This window comes from Halomonas sp. SL18_1, assembly GCF_055755715.1.
Window position 1 is genome coordinate 2,532,335 of record NZ_JBVTRK010000001.1, and the last position, 17,713, is coordinate 2,550,047.

General features: G+C 66.0%; 15 protein-coding genes and 3 pseudogenes. 4 read left to right on the plus strand and 14 right to left on the minus strand.

Annotated elements, in window-relative coordinates; translation table 11 throughout:
* Window positions 1-40: 40 nt before the first annotated feature.
* A complete protein-coding gene (locus tag ACSJDS_RS12955) occupies window positions 41-1,243 on the minus strand; it encodes an IS110 family RNA-guided transposase (RefSeq protein WP_473032606.1) in 1,203 nt (400 codons plus the stop codon).
* Window positions 1,244-1,452: 209 nt separating this feature from the next.
* Between ACSJDS_RS12955 and guaD the strand changes: the two genes are divergently transcribed.
* A complete protein-coding gene (gene guaD, locus ACSJDS_RS12960; protein ID WP_473033623.1) occupies window positions 1,453-2,769 on the plus strand; it encodes a guanine deaminase in 1,317 nt (438 codons plus the stop codon).
* A 342-nt stretch (window positions 2,770-3,111) separates the two neighbouring features.
* On the plus strand, window positions 3,112-4,467 hold the full coding sequence (locus ACSJDS_RS12965; protein ID WP_473033624.1) for an NCS2 family permease: 1,356 nt from the start codon (window positions 3,112-3,114) through the stop codon (window positions 4,465-4,467).
* Window positions 4,468-4,511: 44 nt separating this feature from the next.
* Here ACSJDS_RS12965 and ACSJDS_RS12970 read toward each other — a convergent pair whose 3' ends face one another.
* Both ACSJDS_RS12970 and msrP read right to left on the minus strand, forming a co-directional pair.
* The gene (locus tag ACSJDS_RS12970; RefSeq protein ID WP_473033625.1) at window positions 4,512-5,108 is read right to left on the minus strand and encodes a protein-methionine-sulfoxide reductase heme-binding subunit MsrQ; all 597 of its coding nucleotides are present in this window, start codon (window positions 5,106-5,108) and stop codon (window positions 4,512-4,514) included.
* A 36-nt stretch (window positions 5,109-5,144) separates the two neighbouring features.
* Entirely contained in the window at window positions 5,145-6,110 is a 966-nt protein-coding gene (msrP, locus tag ACSJDS_RS12975; protein WP_473033626.1) for a protein-methionine-sulfoxide reductase catalytic subunit MsrP, read from the minus strand.
* A gap of 224 nt (window positions 6,111-6,334) precedes the next feature.
* Here msrP and ACSJDS_RS12980 point away from each other — a divergent pair, with 224 nt between their 5' ends.
* Both ACSJDS_RS12980 and ACSJDS_RS12985 read left to right on the plus strand, forming a co-directional pair.
* Window positions 6,335-7,339 (plus strand): cytochrome-c peroxidase, encoded by a 1,005-nt coding sequence (locus ACSJDS_RS12980; protein WP_473033627.1) that lies wholly within the window; start codon window positions 6,335-6,337, stop codon window positions 7,337-7,339.
* A gap of 106 nt (window positions 7,340-7,445) precedes the next feature.
* A complete protein-coding gene (locus ACSJDS_RS12985) occupies window positions 7,446-9,269 on the plus strand; it encodes a methyl-accepting chemotaxis protein (protein ID WP_473033628.1) in 1,824 nt (607 codons plus the stop codon).
* An 81-nt stretch (window positions 9,270-9,350) separates the two neighbouring features.
* Here ACSJDS_RS12985 and ACSJDS_RS12990 read toward each other — a convergent pair.
* The 11 genes and pseudogenes from ACSJDS_RS12990 to ACSJDS_RS13040 form a co-directional block, all read right to left on the minus strand.
* Window positions 9,351-10,345 (minus strand): annotated as a pseudogene (locus ACSJDS_RS12990) (adenosine deaminase).
* Between the two features lie 202 nt (window positions 10,346-10,547).
* A complete protein-coding gene (locus ACSJDS_RS12995; RefSeq protein ID WP_473033629.1) occupies window positions 10,548-10,949 on the minus strand; it encodes an ATP-binding cassette domain-containing protein in 402 nt (133 codons plus the stop codon).
* The gene (locus ACSJDS_RS13000; protein WP_473033630.1) at window positions 10,835-11,194 is read right to left on the minus strand and encodes an ATP-binding cassette domain-containing protein; all 360 of its coding nucleotides are present in this window, start codon (window positions 11,192-11,194) and stop codon (window positions 10,835-10,837) included. Before ACSJDS_RS13000 ends, ACSJDS_RS12995 begins: the two co-directional genes overlap by 115 nt.
* Complete coding sequence (locus ACSJDS_RS13005; RefSeq protein WP_473033631.1) at window positions 11,161-12,237, minus strand: ABC transporter transmembrane domain-containing protein; 1,077 nt, start codon at window positions 12,235-12,237, stop codon at window positions 11,161-11,163. The genes ACSJDS_RS13000 and ACSJDS_RS13005 overlap by 34 nt, the downstream gene beginning before the upstream one ends.
* Window positions 12,221-12,418 (minus strand): hypothetical protein, encoded by a 198-nt coding sequence (locus ACSJDS_RS13010; protein WP_473033632.1) that lies wholly within the window; start codon window positions 12,416-12,418, stop codon window positions 12,221-12,223. The genes ACSJDS_RS13005 and ACSJDS_RS13010 overlap by 17 nt, the downstream gene beginning before the upstream one ends.
* A gap of 235 nt (window positions 12,419-12,653) precedes the next feature.
* Window positions 12,654-12,857: pseudogene (locus tag ACSJDS_RS13015) on the minus strand (ATP-binding cassette domain-containing protein); the annotation flags it as partial.
* Window positions 12,857-13,147 carry a hypothetical protein gene (locus ACSJDS_RS13020; RefSeq protein ID WP_473033633.1) on the minus strand — a complete coding sequence of 97 codons (291 nt, stop codon included), beginning with the start codon at window positions 13,145-13,147 and terminating at the stop codon, window positions 12,857-12,859. The gene ACSJDS_RS13020 and the pseudogene ACSJDS_RS13015, both read right to left, overlap by 1 nt.
* Window positions 13,123-13,911, minus strand: coding sequence for an ABC transporter transmembrane domain-containing protein (locus ACSJDS_RS13025; protein WP_473033634.1), 789 nt, complete (start codon window positions 13,909-13,911; stop codon window positions 13,123-13,125). The genes ACSJDS_RS13020 and ACSJDS_RS13025 overlap by 25 nt, the downstream gene beginning before the upstream one ends.
* A 3-nt stretch (window positions 13,912-13,914) precedes the next feature.
* Entirely contained in the window at window positions 13,915-14,916 is a 1,002-nt protein-coding gene (gene cydB / locus ACSJDS_RS13030) for a cytochrome d ubiquinol oxidase subunit II (protein ID WP_473033635.1), read from the minus strand.
* Between the two features lie 3 nt (window positions 14,917-14,919).
* Window positions 14,920-16,337 (minus strand): annotated as a pseudogene (locus ACSJDS_RS13035) (cytochrome ubiquinol oxidase subunit I).
* A gap of 299 nt (window positions 16,338-16,636) precedes the next feature.
* On the minus strand, window positions 16,637-17,617 hold the full coding sequence (locus tag ACSJDS_RS13040; protein WP_473033636.1) for a calcium/sodium antiporter: 981 nt from the start codon (window positions 17,615-17,617) through the stop codon (window positions 16,637-16,639).
* Window positions 17,618-17,713 lie beyond the last annotated feature (96 nt).

Sequence of the window (17,713 nt, forward strand, 5' to 3'; positions counted from 1 at the left end):
GCCCGACGCTCCCTGACCCGAAGGCACTGGGACGGGAAGCTCATGCCGTGGCTCGACTGGCGTGGGGTTTGCCCATGGCCTCGCAGGCAATCGCCCACAGGAAGCCGGCCAGCTCCCGGGCCACGGCCGTCACCACCTGTTGCTTGACCTTGCCCGTGGCCGCCAGCCGGCGGTAGCGCCCACAGAGCCGCTTCTGCGCCTCCCAGGCAATCGCCTGCACCGTCGGCGAGGTCCTCTCGGCCCGCTGCTCGATGATGCGCGTCTTGCGGGCCGGGAACCGGTAGCTCCAGGCGGCCTCCACCAGCACGCGTCGTACATGCCCGTTGCCGGTCTTGGTGATGCCGCCCTGGCGTCGGCTGCCACCGCTCGAGTGCTCGCTGGGCACCAAGCCCAAGTAGGCCATCAGCTGACGAGGCGAGTCGAAGCGGCTGATGTCACCGAGCTCGGCCAGCACCGTCATCGCCGTGATCAGGCTGACACCGCGCATCGCCTGGATGGCCTCGACCACCGGGGCCAGTGACCAACTCGGCAGCGCTGTCTCCATCTGCCTCTCCAGGCCGGCCACGCGGCGCCGGGCATCGCGCACCGCCTCGATGTACTCCTGGAGCACAATCTGCTGAACCGAGGTGTCGAAGCGCACCGTTTCCAGCCAGCGGAAGTGGGCAGGAAGCCACTTGCTCTTGCCGGGATAGACCTTGCCGTGACGCAGCAGGAAGGCGTTCAGTCGCTGTCGCACCTTGAGCTCGACGGCCTTCATGTCCTCGCGGGCCCGCGTCAGGTCGCGTATCGCCTCCTGCTCCGGCGTAGGCACCCAGACGGGCGTGAGCTCCCCGGACCGCGACAGGCGCGCCAGCATCTGCGCATCGCGGCGGTCAGTCTTGACGCGATCGCCGGCGCGGCGCGGGATCAGGGTCGGGGCCACCACCTCGCAGTCATGCCCGCTGGCCTGGATCTGGTGATAGACCCCGTAGCCGCAGGGGCCAGCCTCGTAACTGAACAGCAGAGGCTGCCCAGCGAAGCGCTCGCTCAGCTGGCGAACCAGCTTGTCGATCGCCTTGGGCTCATTGGGAATCTCGCCACGAAACTCAGGGGTATGCCGCCCCGCCTCGGCGACGGACACCGCAATGCTCGCCTTGTGGACATCCAGCCCGATATAGGCGGCGTGAACGTTGCTGGCGGCGTTGACCTGCTCGGTGACGGTGCGGTCGACAACGGCTCGCTGAGTTGCGTTAGACTGTTTCATGACCTGCCTCCCTCAATAGTGGCTCTGTGTTGTTGCCTCAACCTCAACGTAACCCACGACGTTGAGGAGGGGCAGGTCAATCCATCATGTCTACGAAAACCGTTGGCACCACCCCTGTAGGAGCGCTCTTCAGAGCGCGATGGCGCCGGGTGGTCTCTACCCTCGCGCAGCAAGCTGCGCTCCTACCAAACCCCAAGAGTCCTGACGACATGACAACGAACGACTCCCGCGTGATTCGCGCCCAACTGCTGAGCTTCGATGCCGACCCCGGCGAGGACGATAGCCCGGTCCAGGGCAGCGTGCGCCATTTCCCGGACGGCGCCCTGTGGATCGAAGACGGCCACCTCCGCGCCGTCGACGACTATGCCAGGCTCGCCGCCGAGCTGCCCGCCGGGATCGAGATCGTCGACCATCGGGACAAGCTGATCACGCCCGGCTTTATCGACAGCCATGTGCACTATGTACAGCTGGAGATCATGGCCTCCTACGGGCGCCAGCTGCTCGACTGGCTCAACGACTACACCTTCCCGGAAGAGTGTCGCTTCGCCCAGCGCGAGCACGCCGAGGCCCTCTCCAACGCCTTTCTCGACGAGATGCTGCGGGTGGGCACCACCACCGCCCAGGTGTTCTGCTCCAGCCACCCGGCGTCGGTGGATGCCTTCTTCACGGCCAGCCGGCGTCGCGACCTGCGCATGCTGGCCGGCAAGGTGCTGATGGATCGTCACGCCCCTGAGGCACTGACCGACGACACTCAGGGTGGCATCCGCGACAGTGAACGGCTGATCGGCGACTGGCACGGCAAGAACCGCCTCGGCTACAGCCTGACGCCGCGCTTCGCGCCGACCTCCACCCGCGAGCAGCTCGACGCCACCGGCGGGCTGCTGCGCAACGACCCGAGCCTGTGGCTTCAGACTCACCTGGCCGAGAATACCGGAGAATTGGACTGGGTCGCCGAGCTCTTTCCCGGTAGCCGCGACTATCTTGAGGTCTACGAGCAGTCCGGTCTGGTGGGGCCGCGAAGCACCTTCGCCCACGGCATCCATCTCGACCAGGAGATGCGCGGACGGCTCGCCGCGCTCGGCGCCGACCTGGCGTTCTGTCCCAGCTCCAATATGTTTCTCGGCAGCGGGCTCTTCGATCGCCTTGCCGCTCGCGACGCCGGACTGCAGATCACCTACGCCAGCGACATCGGCGGCGGCACCGACCTGTCCGGCCTTGCCACCCTCAAGGCGGCCTATCAGGTCGGACAGCTGCGGGGCCAGCCGCTGACCGCCTGGCAGGGCTTCTACGGCCTCACCCTGGGCAACGCCAGGGCGCTGTCGCTCGACGACCGCATCGGTCGACTCGCCCCGGGCATGGAGGCCGACTTCGTGGTGCTCGACCCTGCCGCCACACCGCTGCTGGCGCGTCGCACCCGCCGCTGCCGCACCCTGTCGGAGCAGCTCTTCGCCCTGATGATGCTGGGCGATGATCGCACCGTGGCCGAAACCTGGGCCGGCGGCAGGCGACAGCATCGTCGCGACTAGCTCTCTCGAATGGTGTCTATGCAACGGCGATGGCCTCTCGGTCATCGCCGTATTGTTACGCGCCGGGACGTTACCTACCGGTGCTCTTTCAGCCTCATCTCCGTCAAGCACCAGGCGCCAATTCCCATGACAACCTAGGGATATTTTGCCTCTACCACTATGGTCGAAACAGCACTGTCCAATCGGTCAATAATTGTCTAGGCTGTACTCCGAGCAATGCTGACCGAATGGTCAGACAGTGAGCTGTTAACCCACGCTGGACCGACAAGACCGCATTTACTCTGCGGGACAACCTCAAGGCCTCATTCCATCCCGACCTCCAACAACAATGGATCAGCTACTATGGAACCGACCTCCACTTCTCTTGACGACAATACCGATGCGCCTACCCGCTGGATCGATCGCTACTTTGGAGTGACACGCCGCGGCTCATCGCTGCGTACCGAAGTCCTGGCGGGTATCGCCACCTTCCTGGCTTCGATGTACATCATCGTGGTCAATCCGGCGATTCTCTCCGATGCGGGCATCCCCTTCTCCGCCGCGCTGTCGGCCACCGTGCTGATCAGCTTCATGAGCAGCCTGGCCATGGGGCTATATGCCAGAAACCCGATCCTCGTGGCCCCCGGCATGGGCATGAACGCCCTGTTCACCTACACCCTGGTGCAGGGCGCCGGGCTCTCCTGGGAGGTGGCGCTGGGCTGCGTGTTCTGGTCCGGCGTGCTGTTCGCCACCCTGGCGATGTTCAACGTGCGCGAGGCGATCATCAATGCCATTCCACCCTCGCTGCGCTATGCCATCACCTGTGGCATCGGCCTGTTCATCACCTTCATCGGCTTCAAGAATGCCGGTTTCATCGTCGGCAGCGACGCCACCCTGGTAACGCTGGGCAACATGGACCCGGCCTTGATCACCTTTTTCGTCGGCATGATGGCCACGGCGATCATGGTCATCATGCGTCTCAATGGCGCCCTGATCCTGGGGATCGCCCTGACCACGCTGCTGGCCACGCCGATGGGGCGCCTGTGGGGCGGTGACGTGGTAGTAGAATGGAGTGGCCTGGCTGCCTGGCCCGACTTTAGCGCCGTCATGCAGGTGGACATCTGGGGCGCGCTTAAGGTCGCTTATCTGCCGTTCATCTTCGTGATGCTGTTCACCAATTTCTTCGACGCACTCTCCTGCTTCATGGCGCTGTCGGAGTCCGCCGACCTGAAGGACAAGGACGGCAATCCCCGCAACCTCAAGCGCTCCATGACCGTGGACGCCTTCGCCTCCATGATCGCCGCGCCGCTGGGCACCAGCGCGGCCCAGACCTTCATCGAGTCCGGTGCCGGTGTCGCCCAGGGCGGGCGTACCGGCCTGGTGGCCGTGGTTATCGCCTGCCTGTTCCTGCCCTTCCTGTTCCTTTCGCCGCTGCTCTCGCTGGTACCGGGCATCGCCACGGCGCCGGCGCTGGTGCTGGTGGGGCTGTTCATGCTGGCGCCGATCAGCAAGATCGAGTGGTCGCGCTTCGAGCAGGCCTTCCCCGCCTTCCTGGCGATCATCCTGATGCCGCTGACCTACTCGATCACCCTGGGGATCGCCTTCGGCTTCCTCTCCTTCGTGCTGATCAAGGTCTTCACCGGGCGCATCGAGGCGATCAAGCCCGCCATGTGGATCTCGGCGGCCCTCAGCGTGGTGATGCTGGTGACCACCCAGTAATGACAGGCGACAGTAGGCCCGGGGCCGGCCGATGGCCGGCCCCTTCACTGACGATGGATGATGGCATCCACGAGACGAAACGCCACCAGCGCGGCCAATACCCCGAGATAGAGGCTCGGCACCAGATAGTCGGCGCGGGTCAGGATCCATAGGTGGGTGACGCCAAGGCCCGCCGAGACATACACCAGTCGATGCAGCCAGTGCCAGGCGCGGTTGCCCATGGCCACCCGGACGCGCTGGAAGGAGGTCACGGCCAGCGGAACCAGCAGCGCAAGCGCCGCCACCCCGTAGCGCACATACTCCAGCTCAATCATCTCCCGACGAATCCAGGGCCAGTCCCAGTACTGGTCGAGCCCCATCCAGCTCAGCATGTGCGCCACCAGCCAGAAGAAGGCCCAGAGGCCGATCTGGCGGCGGGCGATCATAAAACCGACCCAGCCGGTCAGGCGAAAGGCGGGACTGAACCCGATGGTCACCAGCAGCAGGATCAAGCCGGTATTGCCGGTGTAATGCACCACGGCCTCACCGGGCACCGCCCCCAGGTCGCCGTAGCACCACTGCCAGATCAGCCACACGGCCGGGGCGCTGCAACCCACCAGTACCAGCAGGCGAAAGGCATTGATCGCGATACGTGGGCTCATCCTGCCGGCACTCCTTTAGCGTTCCTTGCGTTTCGTTCAGTAATGACGCTGCAGGTCCATGCCGGAATAGAGATGGGCGACCTCGTCGGCATAGCCGTTGAACATCAGCGTCTCACGGCGGCCGCTCTCGCCGATGCGTCGCTCCCGGGCCTGGGACCAGCGCGGATGATCCACCTCGGGATTGACGTTAGCATCGAACCCGTACTCCTCCGGGCTGCGCTCCTCCCAGGAGCTGAGCGGTCGCTCCTCTACCAGCGCGATCCGCACCACCGACTTGATGCTCTTGAACCCGTATTTCCAGGGCACCACCAGGCGGATCGGCGCACCGCTCTGATTGGGCAAGGTTTCCCCGTAGAGTCCCACCGCCATCAGCGTCAGTGGATGCATCGCCTCGTCGATACGCAGCACTTCGCGATAGGGCCAGTCGAGCACGCCCCGTCGCTGACCGCGAAGGTTGTCGGGGTCATGGATCGACTCGAATACCACATATTTCGCCCGGGAGGTCGGCTCGTGGCGCTTCAACAGCTCCGCCAGCGGAAAGCCGATCCAGGGCACGACCTTCGACCAGGCTTCCACACAGCGCAGGCGATAGATACGCTCCTCCAGATCCTGCCCCTTGAGGACGTCTTCAAGGGCGAATGTGCCCGCCTTGTCCACCTCCCCTTCGATGGTCAACGACCAGGGGTCGGTCACCAGGGTATGGCCATAGATCTCCGGGTCACGCTTGCCGGTGCCAAATTCATAGAAATTGTTGTAGGTGGTGATGTCACGCAGCGACGTCAATGACTCGCCGCCGGCCAGCTCCCGGCTCGGCAGATCGCCGCCTAGCTTGTCATCGAGCACGCCCGGCCAGGCCCTGGCGCTGGGCGACCAGAGCAGACCCGGCGCAGCCGCCGCCATGCCGAGCGCCACCCCCTGGCGCAGGAAGCGGCGTCGCGTCTCGAACAGCGCCCTGGGGGTCACTTCCGATTCGGCAATTTGCGGATAGCGATAGCGCGGCATGTCAACGGCCTCCTCGAACCCAAGCCAGCAGGACGGATAGCCTTGCCATTCTGTACAAGACCTGTCCATCTCTATCGTTCAGTATCCTCATATAACTTGACCCAGCGCAAGATCGGGTCTATTCCGACTTGGCACTTGGTTGATATGTCTCAAGGATAAGGAATAACCTGATTCCGCGATAACGAATATAGACCGTAACGCATCGCCTACCAGGGAGAACCGCCATGACCTATAACGCTCTTACACGGCCCGCCCGACTCGCCGCTGCGGTGTCGCTTGGCGCTGCGCTTGCCTTCTCCGGAAGCGTGGTTGCCGACGACGGCCTCGGTGAGTACCGCGACCGCTTCGAGCCGCTGCCGCACTTCCCGCCGATCCCGGCCGACAACTCCCTGACCCCGGAAAAGGTCGAGCTCGGCAACATGCTGTTCTTCGAGCCGCGCATCTCCTCCAGCGGCGTGATCAGCTGCGCCACCTGCCACAACCCGGCGCTGGGCTGGGCCGACCGCATTCCACGCGCCACCGGTCATGACGGTCAGGTTGGCGAGCGTAATACCCCGACCGTGCTCAACTCCGGCTTCCTCGGCGCCCAGTTCTGGGACGGTCGCGAGCCCGACCTGGAAGGCCAGGCGCTGGGCCCCATCGAGGCCGATATCGAAATGGCCATGGATCTGGACATGGCGCTGGAGCGCCTGGAAGAGTTCGATCTCTACCAGCAGAAGTTTGCCGCCGCCTACCCGGGCGACGACAGCCCGATCAACGCCGACAACCTGGCCAAGGCGCTGGCCAGCTTCCAGCGCACACTGAACACCCCCAACTCGCCCTTCGACCGCTACCTGCGCGGTGACATTGAAGCGCTCGACGAGCAGGAAAAGCGCGGCATGGTGGCCTTCGTCGACAACGGCTGCATCGCCTGTCATAGCGGACCGGCGATGACCGACAGCAACTTCTGGGCGATTCAGGTGCCCGGCTCCACCGACGTGGGCCGTTACGAGGTCACCGGCGATGAAGACGACATGTACAAGTTCCGCACGCCGACCCTGCGCAACGTGGGCGTGACCTACCCGTACATGAACAACGGCGCCACCGAGACCCTCGAAGAGGCCGTGGCCATCATGGGTACCGAGATGCTCGGCCGCGACTTCGAAGATGACACCATCGCCGACATCACCGCCTTCCTGCACACCCTGACCGGCGAGATGCCAGACTTCCAGGTACCGGCTCTGCCGTAAGGGAGACGCGGGCATAGCACCCGGTCATCACGCTTCACGACGCCCCCCTCCCCCGGCCCGGCCGGGGTTTTTCATTGGCCACCAATAACAACGGAATCACCTGCACATGACGCCCAGCGAAACACACCACAAGCCCGTTGCCTCCTCACCCATTGCCGCCAGCCTCAAACGACTTTTCAGCCTAAACCTGCAGAACAAGATCCTGCTGCTGGTGCTGGTACCGCTGATCATCTCTTCTTCCTGCCTGCTGCTCCTCGAAGCCAGGGAGCGGATCGCCGACAATCGCGCCCAGCTCGATCAACAGCGCGAGCTGATGCTGGCCTCCCGCCAGCGCGGGGTCGAAAGCATCGTCGAGCTGGCCCAGTCGATGGTGCAGCAGATCGCCCAGAGCACCGACAGCGAGCGTGAGGCCCAAGCGGCCGCCAGCAGCCTGCTGAGGGAGATGCGCTTCGAGGGCGACAACTATGTGTTCGTCTTCGACTACGACGGCACCATGCTGGTGCAGCCCGCCGTGCCCGATCAGGAAGGCACCGCGATGCTCAACGCCACGGATGCTGACGGCAAACCGCTGATCCGCGATATGATCGAGATCGCCCAGCAGGGTGGCGGTGACTACCACTACGCCTGGCCCAACCCGAGTACTGGCGACGTCGAGCCAAAGTATTCCTATGCCGCCGCCTTTCCCGAGTGGAACTGGGTCATCGGGGCCGGCGTCTATGCCACCGACGTGGACGCCGCCATGGCCCAGATCGAATCCAGCGCTTGGAATAACCTGGTGGCGTCGCTGGTCCGGTTGTTCTTCATCGCCTCCGCGGTCAACCTGACCATCACTTTTCTCGCCATCTGGCTCACCCGCCGTACCGTGCGCCAGATCCGCCAGACGGCCAGCACGATGAAGGAGATCGCCCAGGAAGTCGCAGACGGCAGGGGCGATCTGACCCGTCGACTGACGGTCTCGAGCCGTGACGAGATCGGCGAGCTGGCCACCCAGTTCAACGGCTTCCTGGCCCGCATCCAGGCCACCCTGCTGGATGTGCGCAACGGCGCCCACAGCGTCTATCAAGCGTCAAATGGCATCGCCCAGAGCAGCGAGGAGCTGGCCTCACGCACCGACCAGGCGGCCGCCAACCTGCAGCAGACCTCATCGGCCATGGAACAGATCACCTCTACCGTGGAGAATAACGCCGGCCATGCCTCTCAAGCCGACCAGCTGGTGCAGTCCAGCGCCGAAGTGGCTCGCGAAGGGCAGTCGGCCATGCAGCAGGTCGAGAAGACCATGGGCGACATCAACCAGTCGTCGGCACAGATCGGCGAGATCGTCTCGATGATCGACTCCATCGCCTTTCAGACCAACATCCTGGCCCTCAATGCCTCCGTGGAGGCCGCCAGGGCCGGCGAGCATGGGCGAGGCTTCGCCGTCGTGGCGCAGGAAGTGCGCACCTTGGCCCAGCGCTCCGCCGATGCTTCCAGTGAGATTCGCGAGCTGATTGGCAAATCGGTAGCCCACTCCCAGCACGGCTCAACCATCGTGCAAGCGGCCGGCGAAACCATGCGGCAGATCGTGGCACGTGTCACCGAGGTCACCGACGTCATCGCCGAGATCAGCGCCGGCTCTCAGGAGCAGAGCGCGGGCATTCGCGAGGTCAACACCGCCGTCAACCAGATGGATACCATGACTCAGCAGAACGCCGCCATGGTGGAACACAACTCCAACACGGCCACCGAGATGCGCCGTCAGGCCGAACGCCTCAGCCAGCTGATCGACGGCTTCCAGCTGGGCGACGCCTCGCCGCCGGCGGACTCAACCAGCGCCCCGGCAGCTCCCAGCCTGTCCGCGCCCGGAGTCGAGCGTGCCCGGCCACTGGCCACCTGCGGCGAGCGGGAGCGCCCTGCCACCCGCCAGGCGGAGCCGGAGTGGGAGGCATTCTAAGCGCCGCTCAAGGCCCCACGGCTACCTGCCACGCCCCCCGGCGATTGCCGGGGGCAGCGCGCGGCGGCTTGGCGTGCGACCTCAGACGCTCTCGGCGAGCCGGCGGTGCAGGGCCAGGCGCCGCTCCTGGCTCATGAAAGCGGCCTCGATGGCGGTGCCGGCCAGTTGGATGAAAACCTCCTTCGACCAGCCGAAGGCCTGCTCGCAGGCCAGGAAGTTGGCCAGCATGCCGCCGCCGAAGTAGGCCGGATCATCGGAGTTGAGGGTCAGGCGCAGCCCGGCGTCGAGCAGCCTCGGCAGAGGGTGATCCTCGATACGCTCCACGACCTTCAGTCGCACATTGGAGAGCGGACAGACGGTCAGCACCACGCCCTCATCGCCTAGCCTCGCGACCAGCGAGGGGTCTTCCAGGCAGCGTACCCCGTGGTCGATGCGACACACATCAAGCAGGTCCAGCGCCTCGCGTATGTACTCGGGCGGGCCCTCCTCCCCGCATGGGCCACCCGTGGGATACCCAGCAGCCGGGCACGCTGGAACACATCGCGAAACTTCGACGGCGGATGCCCCCGCTCGGCGCTGTCGAGCCCCACCGCATCAAGCAGCTCCCAGTAGGGGGAGGCAAGCTCCAGCACCGCCATGGCCTCCTCGGCCGGTCGGTCGCGCAGGAAGGCCATGATCAGCGCGGTGGACATCCCAAGCTCTCGCTCGGCCTGGCGACGGGCCAGGCCGAGCCCTTCCATCACCGCCGCGAGTTCGACGCCCCGCACGAGATGCGCCTGGGGATCGAAGTGCAGTTCCACATGCACCACACCCTCCGCGTGGGCGCGGCGAAAGTAGTCCATCGCCAGGTCATGGAAGTCCTCGGCGGTGCGCAGCACGCTCATCCCGCGGTAGTAGAGGTCGAGGAACGACTGCAGGTCCGTGAAGTCGTAGGCGGCGCGGGCCTCTTCGACGGACGCATAGGGCAGTTCGACACCGTTGCGCTCGGCAAGGGCAAACATCAGCTCGGGCTCCAGGGAGCCCTCGATATGCAGGTGAAGCTCGGCCTTGGGCAGGCGCGTCAGGAAGTCACGCATGGCTCGTCTCACTCGTCACGGGTTGTTTTACCCAATCCTGATAGAAACCTCGCCGTTGCGCAAAACCTGAAGGGTAAACCCTACCCCGGGGTAGCGCCCTCTGGCTGCCTCCAGCGCCAGGCGACGCGCCCCACGCCGGCTCTCGGCCTCGATACCATAAGGGAGGCTCAGGTATCGTCCTTGTGTCGCCCCTCGACCAGCGTCAGGGCCCGATCGATCCCCGGCGGATCGAAGGCCCCCCGTTGAGCTGGTGCACCAGGTAGAGCACGCTGCGCCCCTGGAGCCAGACATCCAGACGCGCCGCCAGGGTAACGGCCGTGGCGGCATCGAGACCGGCGAAGGGCTCATCCAGGATCACCATGTCCGGAGCACGCAGATGGAGCCGCGCCAACGCCAGACGCCGGGCCTGGCCACCGGAGAGCTGACTGCCGCCCTCGCCCACCCGGGTCTCGAGCCCCCGGGGCAGCGTGGAGGCCCAGGCGTCTAGCCCTACCCAGGCCAGAGCCGCCCAGAGCTCGGCCTCCTCCGCCTGCGGATAGGCGATACGCAGGTTGGCGGCCAGGCTGTCATCGAGCAGGTCAATGCGCTGGGGAAGCGCCGCCACGCGGCGGCGCAGACTGGCCTCGGACCACTGGGCCGGGGCCAGCCCCCCAGGCGTACCGCGCCCTGCTGGGCCTGAAGCTGGCCCTGCAGCAGCGCCGCCACGCTGGACTTGCCCGCCCCGGAGGCCCCGCAGAGGGCCAGGCGCTCACCGGGCGCGATATGCAGGGTGAGCGCCTGAAGGGCCGGGGTCAGGGCACCGGCGTAGTGCAGGGTCACCCCCTCGAGTTCGGCATCGAGGGCCCCCATGGGCGGCTCCGCCTCCCGTTCGCCAGAGGCGCGGTTGCTGGCCTGGTCCTCCAGTTCATTGAGGCGCCCGGCGGCACCGCGAGTCGCCCCAACCAGGTAAAGGCCGCCGGCAGCGGGGTGAGGACTTCGCTCATGGCCAGCATGGCGATCGGCATCATCACCATCAGGGGCCCGGAGAGCCGCCCGGCCTCCCAGGCGCCGGCGGCCACCCACAGGGTCAGCAGCATGGCGAGCCCCACCAGCAGGCCGGCCAGGGCGTTGCCCAGCGCCACCAGCGCGCCCAGGCGACGCTGGCCACGATAGAGCCGCGCCTCGATAGCGTGCAGCTCGCGACGGTGGCGGGCCAGGCTGCCATAGGCCTCGAGCTCGGCCATGCCCTGCAGCGCCTCCATCATCCGCCCTCTCAGGGCCTCTAACTCGCCTACCTGAGCGCGACTCTCGGCCATGCCCAGCCGTGCTTGTCCCAGGGTGAGCCACAGCCAACCCAGCAGCAGCAGGGCCCCGCCGGCCAGCCCCGCCGCGAGGGAGAAGAACGCCAGGAAGAGCGCAAGGCCGAGGATCGCCAGCAGGCCAACGCCGGCGGGAGCCAGCAGCCGTAGGTAGAGACTGTCCAGGGTATCGATGTCGGCGGTCAGCCGGTTGAGCCAGTCGCTGGCCCGGCGTCGGGCCAGGGCCTCGCCGTCCAGGCCCGATAGCACGCCGAAGAGACGCCCACGTAGATCGGCCAGCAGCCGCAGCACGGTGTCGTGGTTGTAGAGCCGCTCCAGATAGCGTGCCACGGTGCGACTGACCGCAAAGAAACGGATTCCGCCGCCGGGCACATAGACGTCCAGGCTGGCGGCAACACCCGCCGCCAGCAGCAGGCCGGTGAGCCCGGTGGCGGTGATGAACCAGCCGGAGAGCGCCAGCAGGCCAATGGCCGACAGCAGCGTAAGCGCGATCAGCGCCGCACCGATGACCAGGCGTCGCCGCCGCTGATCCAGCTGCCGGAGCCAGGGCCGCAGCTCCCGGGTCAGGGTATCGTGATCAGCGCGATGCGCCATGGGGCACCTCCTCTAGCCGACCCTCGTCGAGCCGTAGCCGGCGGCTGGCCATGGCGATCAGCGCCGGATGATGGGTGGCAATGACCAGGGTGCGCCCCTGGGCCGCCAGCGCCTCCAGGGCCTGGATCACCCTCGCCTCGGTCTCGATATCCAGACTGGCAGTGGGCTCGTCGAGCAGCACCAGGGGCGCCTCGACCAGAAAGAGCCGGGCCAGGGCCAGGCGCTGTGCCTGCCCCCGGAGAGGCCGGCACCCCGCTCACCCAAGGGGGTATCGAGCCCCCGGGCAGGCGTGCCAAGAGTTCGCCGAACCCCGCCCGGCCGAGCGCCTCGACCATGGCCTCGGACGAGGCATCCGGTGCCGCCAGGCGCAGATTGTCGGCCAGACTGCCTTGGATCAGCAGCGGGCGCTGATCCACCCAGGCCAGACGCAGGTCGGGTAGCAGGCGGCGCTGCCCCGCATCGGGACCGACAAAACCGGCCATCAGCTGCAGCAGGGTCGACTTGCCGGCCCCCGAGACACCGGTCAGGACCACCACTTCGCCGCGCTCCAGGGTCAGGTCGCAGGGCGCCAGCACCTGGCCGCGCTCGGGGCGTGTCACACCGGCGCCGACCAGCTGCATCAGGGCGCCAGGCTCGGTGGTCGCCTCGGCCCGGCACCGGCGTACCGGGTCGGGGGCTCGGCCAGCAAGGCCATCAGGCCGTCGGCGGCCCCGAGGGCAGCGGCCCGGTCGTGGTAGTGCTGCGCCAGGGCGCGCAGCGGCTGGAAGAACTCCGGCGCCAGCAGCAGCACCAGCAGGCCGCTGAAGAGAGTGAGCTCCGGCGAGGGGCCATAGGTGATATACCCAAGCAGTCCGAACCCCACATAGATGGCCACCACGGCGATGGCTACCGAAGCGAAGAACTCCAGCACCGCCGAGGAGAGAAAGCGACCCTCAGGGTGCGCATGCTGCGCCGCCGATAGTCATCGGCGGCTCCCTGCACCTCGAGGGTCGCCGACCGGGTATGGTCGAAGAGCTGCAGGGTGGAAATAGCCCGTACCCGGTCGATGAAGTGCCCGGAGAGCCGGGCCACCGCTTCGAACTGATCGCGGTTGAGGCGCTCGGCCCCCATGCCCACCAGGGCCATGAACAGCGGAATCAGCGGCGCGGCCAGCAGCAGGAAGAGTGCCGCCAGCCAGTCCAGCCATAGCGCTACCGCCAGCACCAGTGCCGGGCTAAGCACCGACAGCACCAGCTGAGGACGAAAGCGGGCGAAGTAGCCGTCCAGCGCCTCCACCTGCTCCACCAGCTGACTGGCCAAGCTCGCCGAGTGGCGCCCCGACAGCCAGCCCGGCCCGAGCCTGGCCAGCTGGTCGAGCAGCTCGCCGCGCACCCGGGTGCGGATACGCAGGCTGGCCATCTGACCAAGACGCTCCTGAGCATAGAGGGCGAAGGCCCGCACCAGCAGCAACAGCGCCATCGCGCCAAGCGCCGGCAGGAGTTCGCCCAGCACCGCCCCATCGACCAGCAGGGCACTGACACTCCAGGCCAGCAGGCCGAGCTGACCGACCGTGGCCAGGGTGGCCACGACGCCGGCGGCCACGGCCAGGCCAAGAGAACGACGCTCTCGGGCCGCCAGATGAACAAGCCAGCGGCGGGCATCGCGCCCGCCGCCGGTGGTTTCAGGCGTGGTCATGGCTCAGTGGTAGCCTTCGCCCACCTTGACCTTGCCGCGGAACACCCAGTAGGTCCAGGCGGTGTAGGTCAGCACGATGGGAATCACGAAGAGCACCCCGAGCAGCAGGAAGAGTTGCGACTCCGGCGCCGAGGCCGCATCCCAGATGGTGTAGTTGGGCGGCACGATCACCGGCCACTTGCTCGCCACCAGCCCCAGGTAGGTGAAGATGAAAAGCCCCAGGGTGGCGACGAAGGGCTGCCCCTCCTGACGCCGGCGGGTCGCGCGCCACAGCCAGGCGGCGCAAGCCATGGCCAGTGCCGGGAAGATCCAGATCAGCTGGATGCGATCGAACCAGCGCTCCCACACCTCGGGGTTCACGAACGGGGTCCAGAGGCTGATGATGGCAAAGACCACCAACACCGCCAGCAGCAGCCCCGGCACCATACGGTACGCCCAGTCCTGAACATATCCCTCGGACTTGAGAATCACCCAGGTGGCACCGAGCAGCGCATAGCCGGTCATCAGCCCCAGGCCAGTCAACACGGTGAAGGGGGTCAACCAGTCCATGGCACCGCCGACATAGACGAAGTCCTCCACCGCGAACCCCTGAATATAGGCGCCGACCACGACCCCCTGGGCAAAGGCCGCCACCGCCGAGCCCCAACAGAAGGCACGGTTCCACCAGTGGCGATTACGCCGCGACTTGAAGCGAAACTCGAAGGCGATCCCACGGAAGATCAACCCCGCCAACATCAGGAAGACCCCGATATAGAGGGCCGGCAAAAACACCGAGTAGACCAGCGGGAAGGCCCCCAGCAGGCCGGCCCCGCCAAGCACCAGCCAGGTTTCGTTGCCGTCCCATACCGGGGCCACCGAGTTCATCATCACATCCCGGGCCTCTTCGTCTGGCGCGAAGGGGTAGAGGATGCCCACCCCCAGGTCGAAGCCATCCATCACCACGTACATGATCACGCCGAAACCGATGATCAACGCCCAGATCATTGAAAGATCGAACATTTCCATGGGTCATTTCCTCCAAGTCGGGCTAGCGTCCTGCTCAAACGAGGTATGGGCGGCAGAGAACGGGCGCTTGGGGCGCTCGACTTCACCCTCCACGACCGCCTGTTCATCAGCGGGCAACATGCCGTTGCGCACCACCCGAGTCAGGTAGTAGACCCCGGCCCAGAACACCACCGCATAGACCGCGACATAGCCGACCAGGGTGAAGAGCGCCATGCCGCCGGTGAGTGAAGGCGTCACGCCCTCGGCGTGGGTATAGAGCTCGTACACCAGCCAGGGAGCGCGCCCCACTTCGGTGACCACCCAGCCCGCCAGCACGGCGATAAAGGGCGTCACGCTCATGACTCTCAGCAGCTGCAGGAAGCCACGATGCTCATAGACGCGGCCACCGCGGCGCAGCCAGAGCCCAGCGATGGCCACGCCAATCATCAAGAAGCCAATGCCGACCATGATGCGAAACGACCAGAAGACGATGGCGACCGGGGGCTGCTCTTCCGGCGGCACCTCGCTGATGCCGGGCACCACACCGGACGGGCTGTGCTTGAGGATGACGCTGGCAAGACTCGGGATGCCCACCTCGAAGCGGTTGGCCTGGGCCTCCTGATCCGGCAGCGCAAACAGCAGCAGCGGCACATGGGAGCGAGTCTCCCAGTTACCCTCCATGGCGGCTACCTTGGTGGGCTGGTGCTCGAGGGTATTCAGGCCATGGAAATCCCCCACGACGGCCTGAGTCGGCGTCAGCACCAGCAGCAGCCACAGACACATGGAGAGCGCACGGCGATTGGCCTCCACGTCACGCCCGATCAGCAGGTACCAGGCGCTGACCCCGGCCACCACGAAGCCGCCGGTCAGGAAGGAGGCCATCACCATGTGGACGAAGCGCCAGCCGAAGGAGGGATTGAAGATCGCCTCGGCCCAGAAGTCACCCGGAAGCTGCCATCGATCAGCTCCACGCCAGCCGGGGTCTGCATCCAGCTGTTGGCCGACAGGATCCAAAACGACGAAAGGAAAGTGCCGAAAGCGACCATCACGGCCGAGAAGAGGTGGACCCCTTGGGGCACCTTGCCACGGCCAAACAGCAGCACACCGAGGAAGGCCGCCTCGAGGAAGAAGGCCGTCACCACCTCATAGCTGAGCACTGGCCCCATGAAGTTGGCCGAGGCCTGAGAGAAGTTGCTCCAGTTGGTACCGAACTGGAAGGACATGACGATGCCCGACACCACCCCCATGCCGAATACCACGGCGAAGACCTTGGTCCAGAACAGCGCCAGCCGGTCCCAGGCCGGGTTTTCCGTCCGGTAGAAGAGACCGTGTAGCAAGGCGATATAGGATGCCAGACCGATGGTGAACACCGGGAAGATGGCATGAAAGGAGACCACGAAGGCGAACTGCAATCGTGATAGCAGGAGAGGATCCAGTTCCATGTCGCAAGCCTCATGACAGCGATGGACTCAGATACGTCGCAAGGGATGCGGGACACCTAAAGTGCATTCTTGTGCTTCAGGCGCGACCGTAGCCGTGCCGTGACGCATTCCACCTCGACACCAGGGACAAGGTAAGCCTAGCAGTTTGGCGGCCCCTCTCTGGGCCGCCTCACTCAGCACACAATCAACTAAGCTTATTCCTCCTTGCGCGACAGAGCTTACTATTAGAGACCCCTCGTGATCCCGTCACGTTGCCCGAAATTGACGCGTCTCATTGTCGCAGTGCGGCACGAGTCGTTTCAGGCCATACCGGTCACGACAAGGTGAATCAGCCAGGCGGTATAGGCCAAGAACATCGCCAGCAACGCGCCCCCCTCCAGGCGATTGATGCGCCCCGGCCGCCCCTGCCGGCCCAGCGCAAAGAGCGCCAGCATGGCGGTCATAGTCGCCATCAGGCTCCAGTCGCGCCATAGCACCTCGGCCCCCACCTCGATGGGCGTGATCACCGCCGCGAGGCCCACCACGCCGAGGGTATTGAACAGGTTCGACCCCACCACATTGCCCAGTACCAGGTCATGCTCGCGGCGTCGCAGGGCGCTGATCGAGGCGGCCAGCTCCGGCAGCGAGGTCCCCACCGCGACCACGGTGAGACCGATCACCAGGTCGCTGACGCCGAAGCCCTGGGCGATGGCCACCGCCCCCCAGACCAGCAGCCGGGAGCTGGCCACCAGCAGCACCAGCCCGACGCCGGTCCAGACGAGCCCTGCCGTCAGCGACAGCGGATGCACGGCGAGGCTCTCCTCGGTTTCGGCGGCCAGCGGGTCGCCGGCGCCGCGGCGCGCTTGGGCGATGCTCAGGCCGACGAAGCCCGCCAGCAGCGCCAGCAGCAGCGCCCCCTCGAAGCGGCCGATCACGCCGCCCCACATCAGCAGGGCCGAGAGCAGGGTCACCGCCCCCAGCACCGGCAGCTCACGCCGCACCACCCCGGAGTGCACCGTCAGCGGGGCGATCAGTGCCACCAGCCCGAGAATCATGCCGATATTGGCGATGTTCGAGCCGTAGGCGTTGCCCAGCGCCAGGCCGGGATTGCCCTGCCCGGCAGCCAGCGCCGACACCATGAGTTCCGGCGCCGAGGTGCCAAAGCCGATCACCAGCATGCCGATCAGCAGCGGGGAAAGCCCCAGACGGCGGGAGGTGGCCGCCGCCCCCTCGACGAAACGCTCGGCACTCCAGACGAGCAGCAACAGGCCGACGATCACGGCCGCGACGGGTAACAGCATGGGAGATCCTCGGGAACATTCAGGTGTGCATGTTTGTCTATGGTACGCGTTGCGTCAACGTGTCACACTTCCGTTGGCTGCTTCCCAACGCCTCTC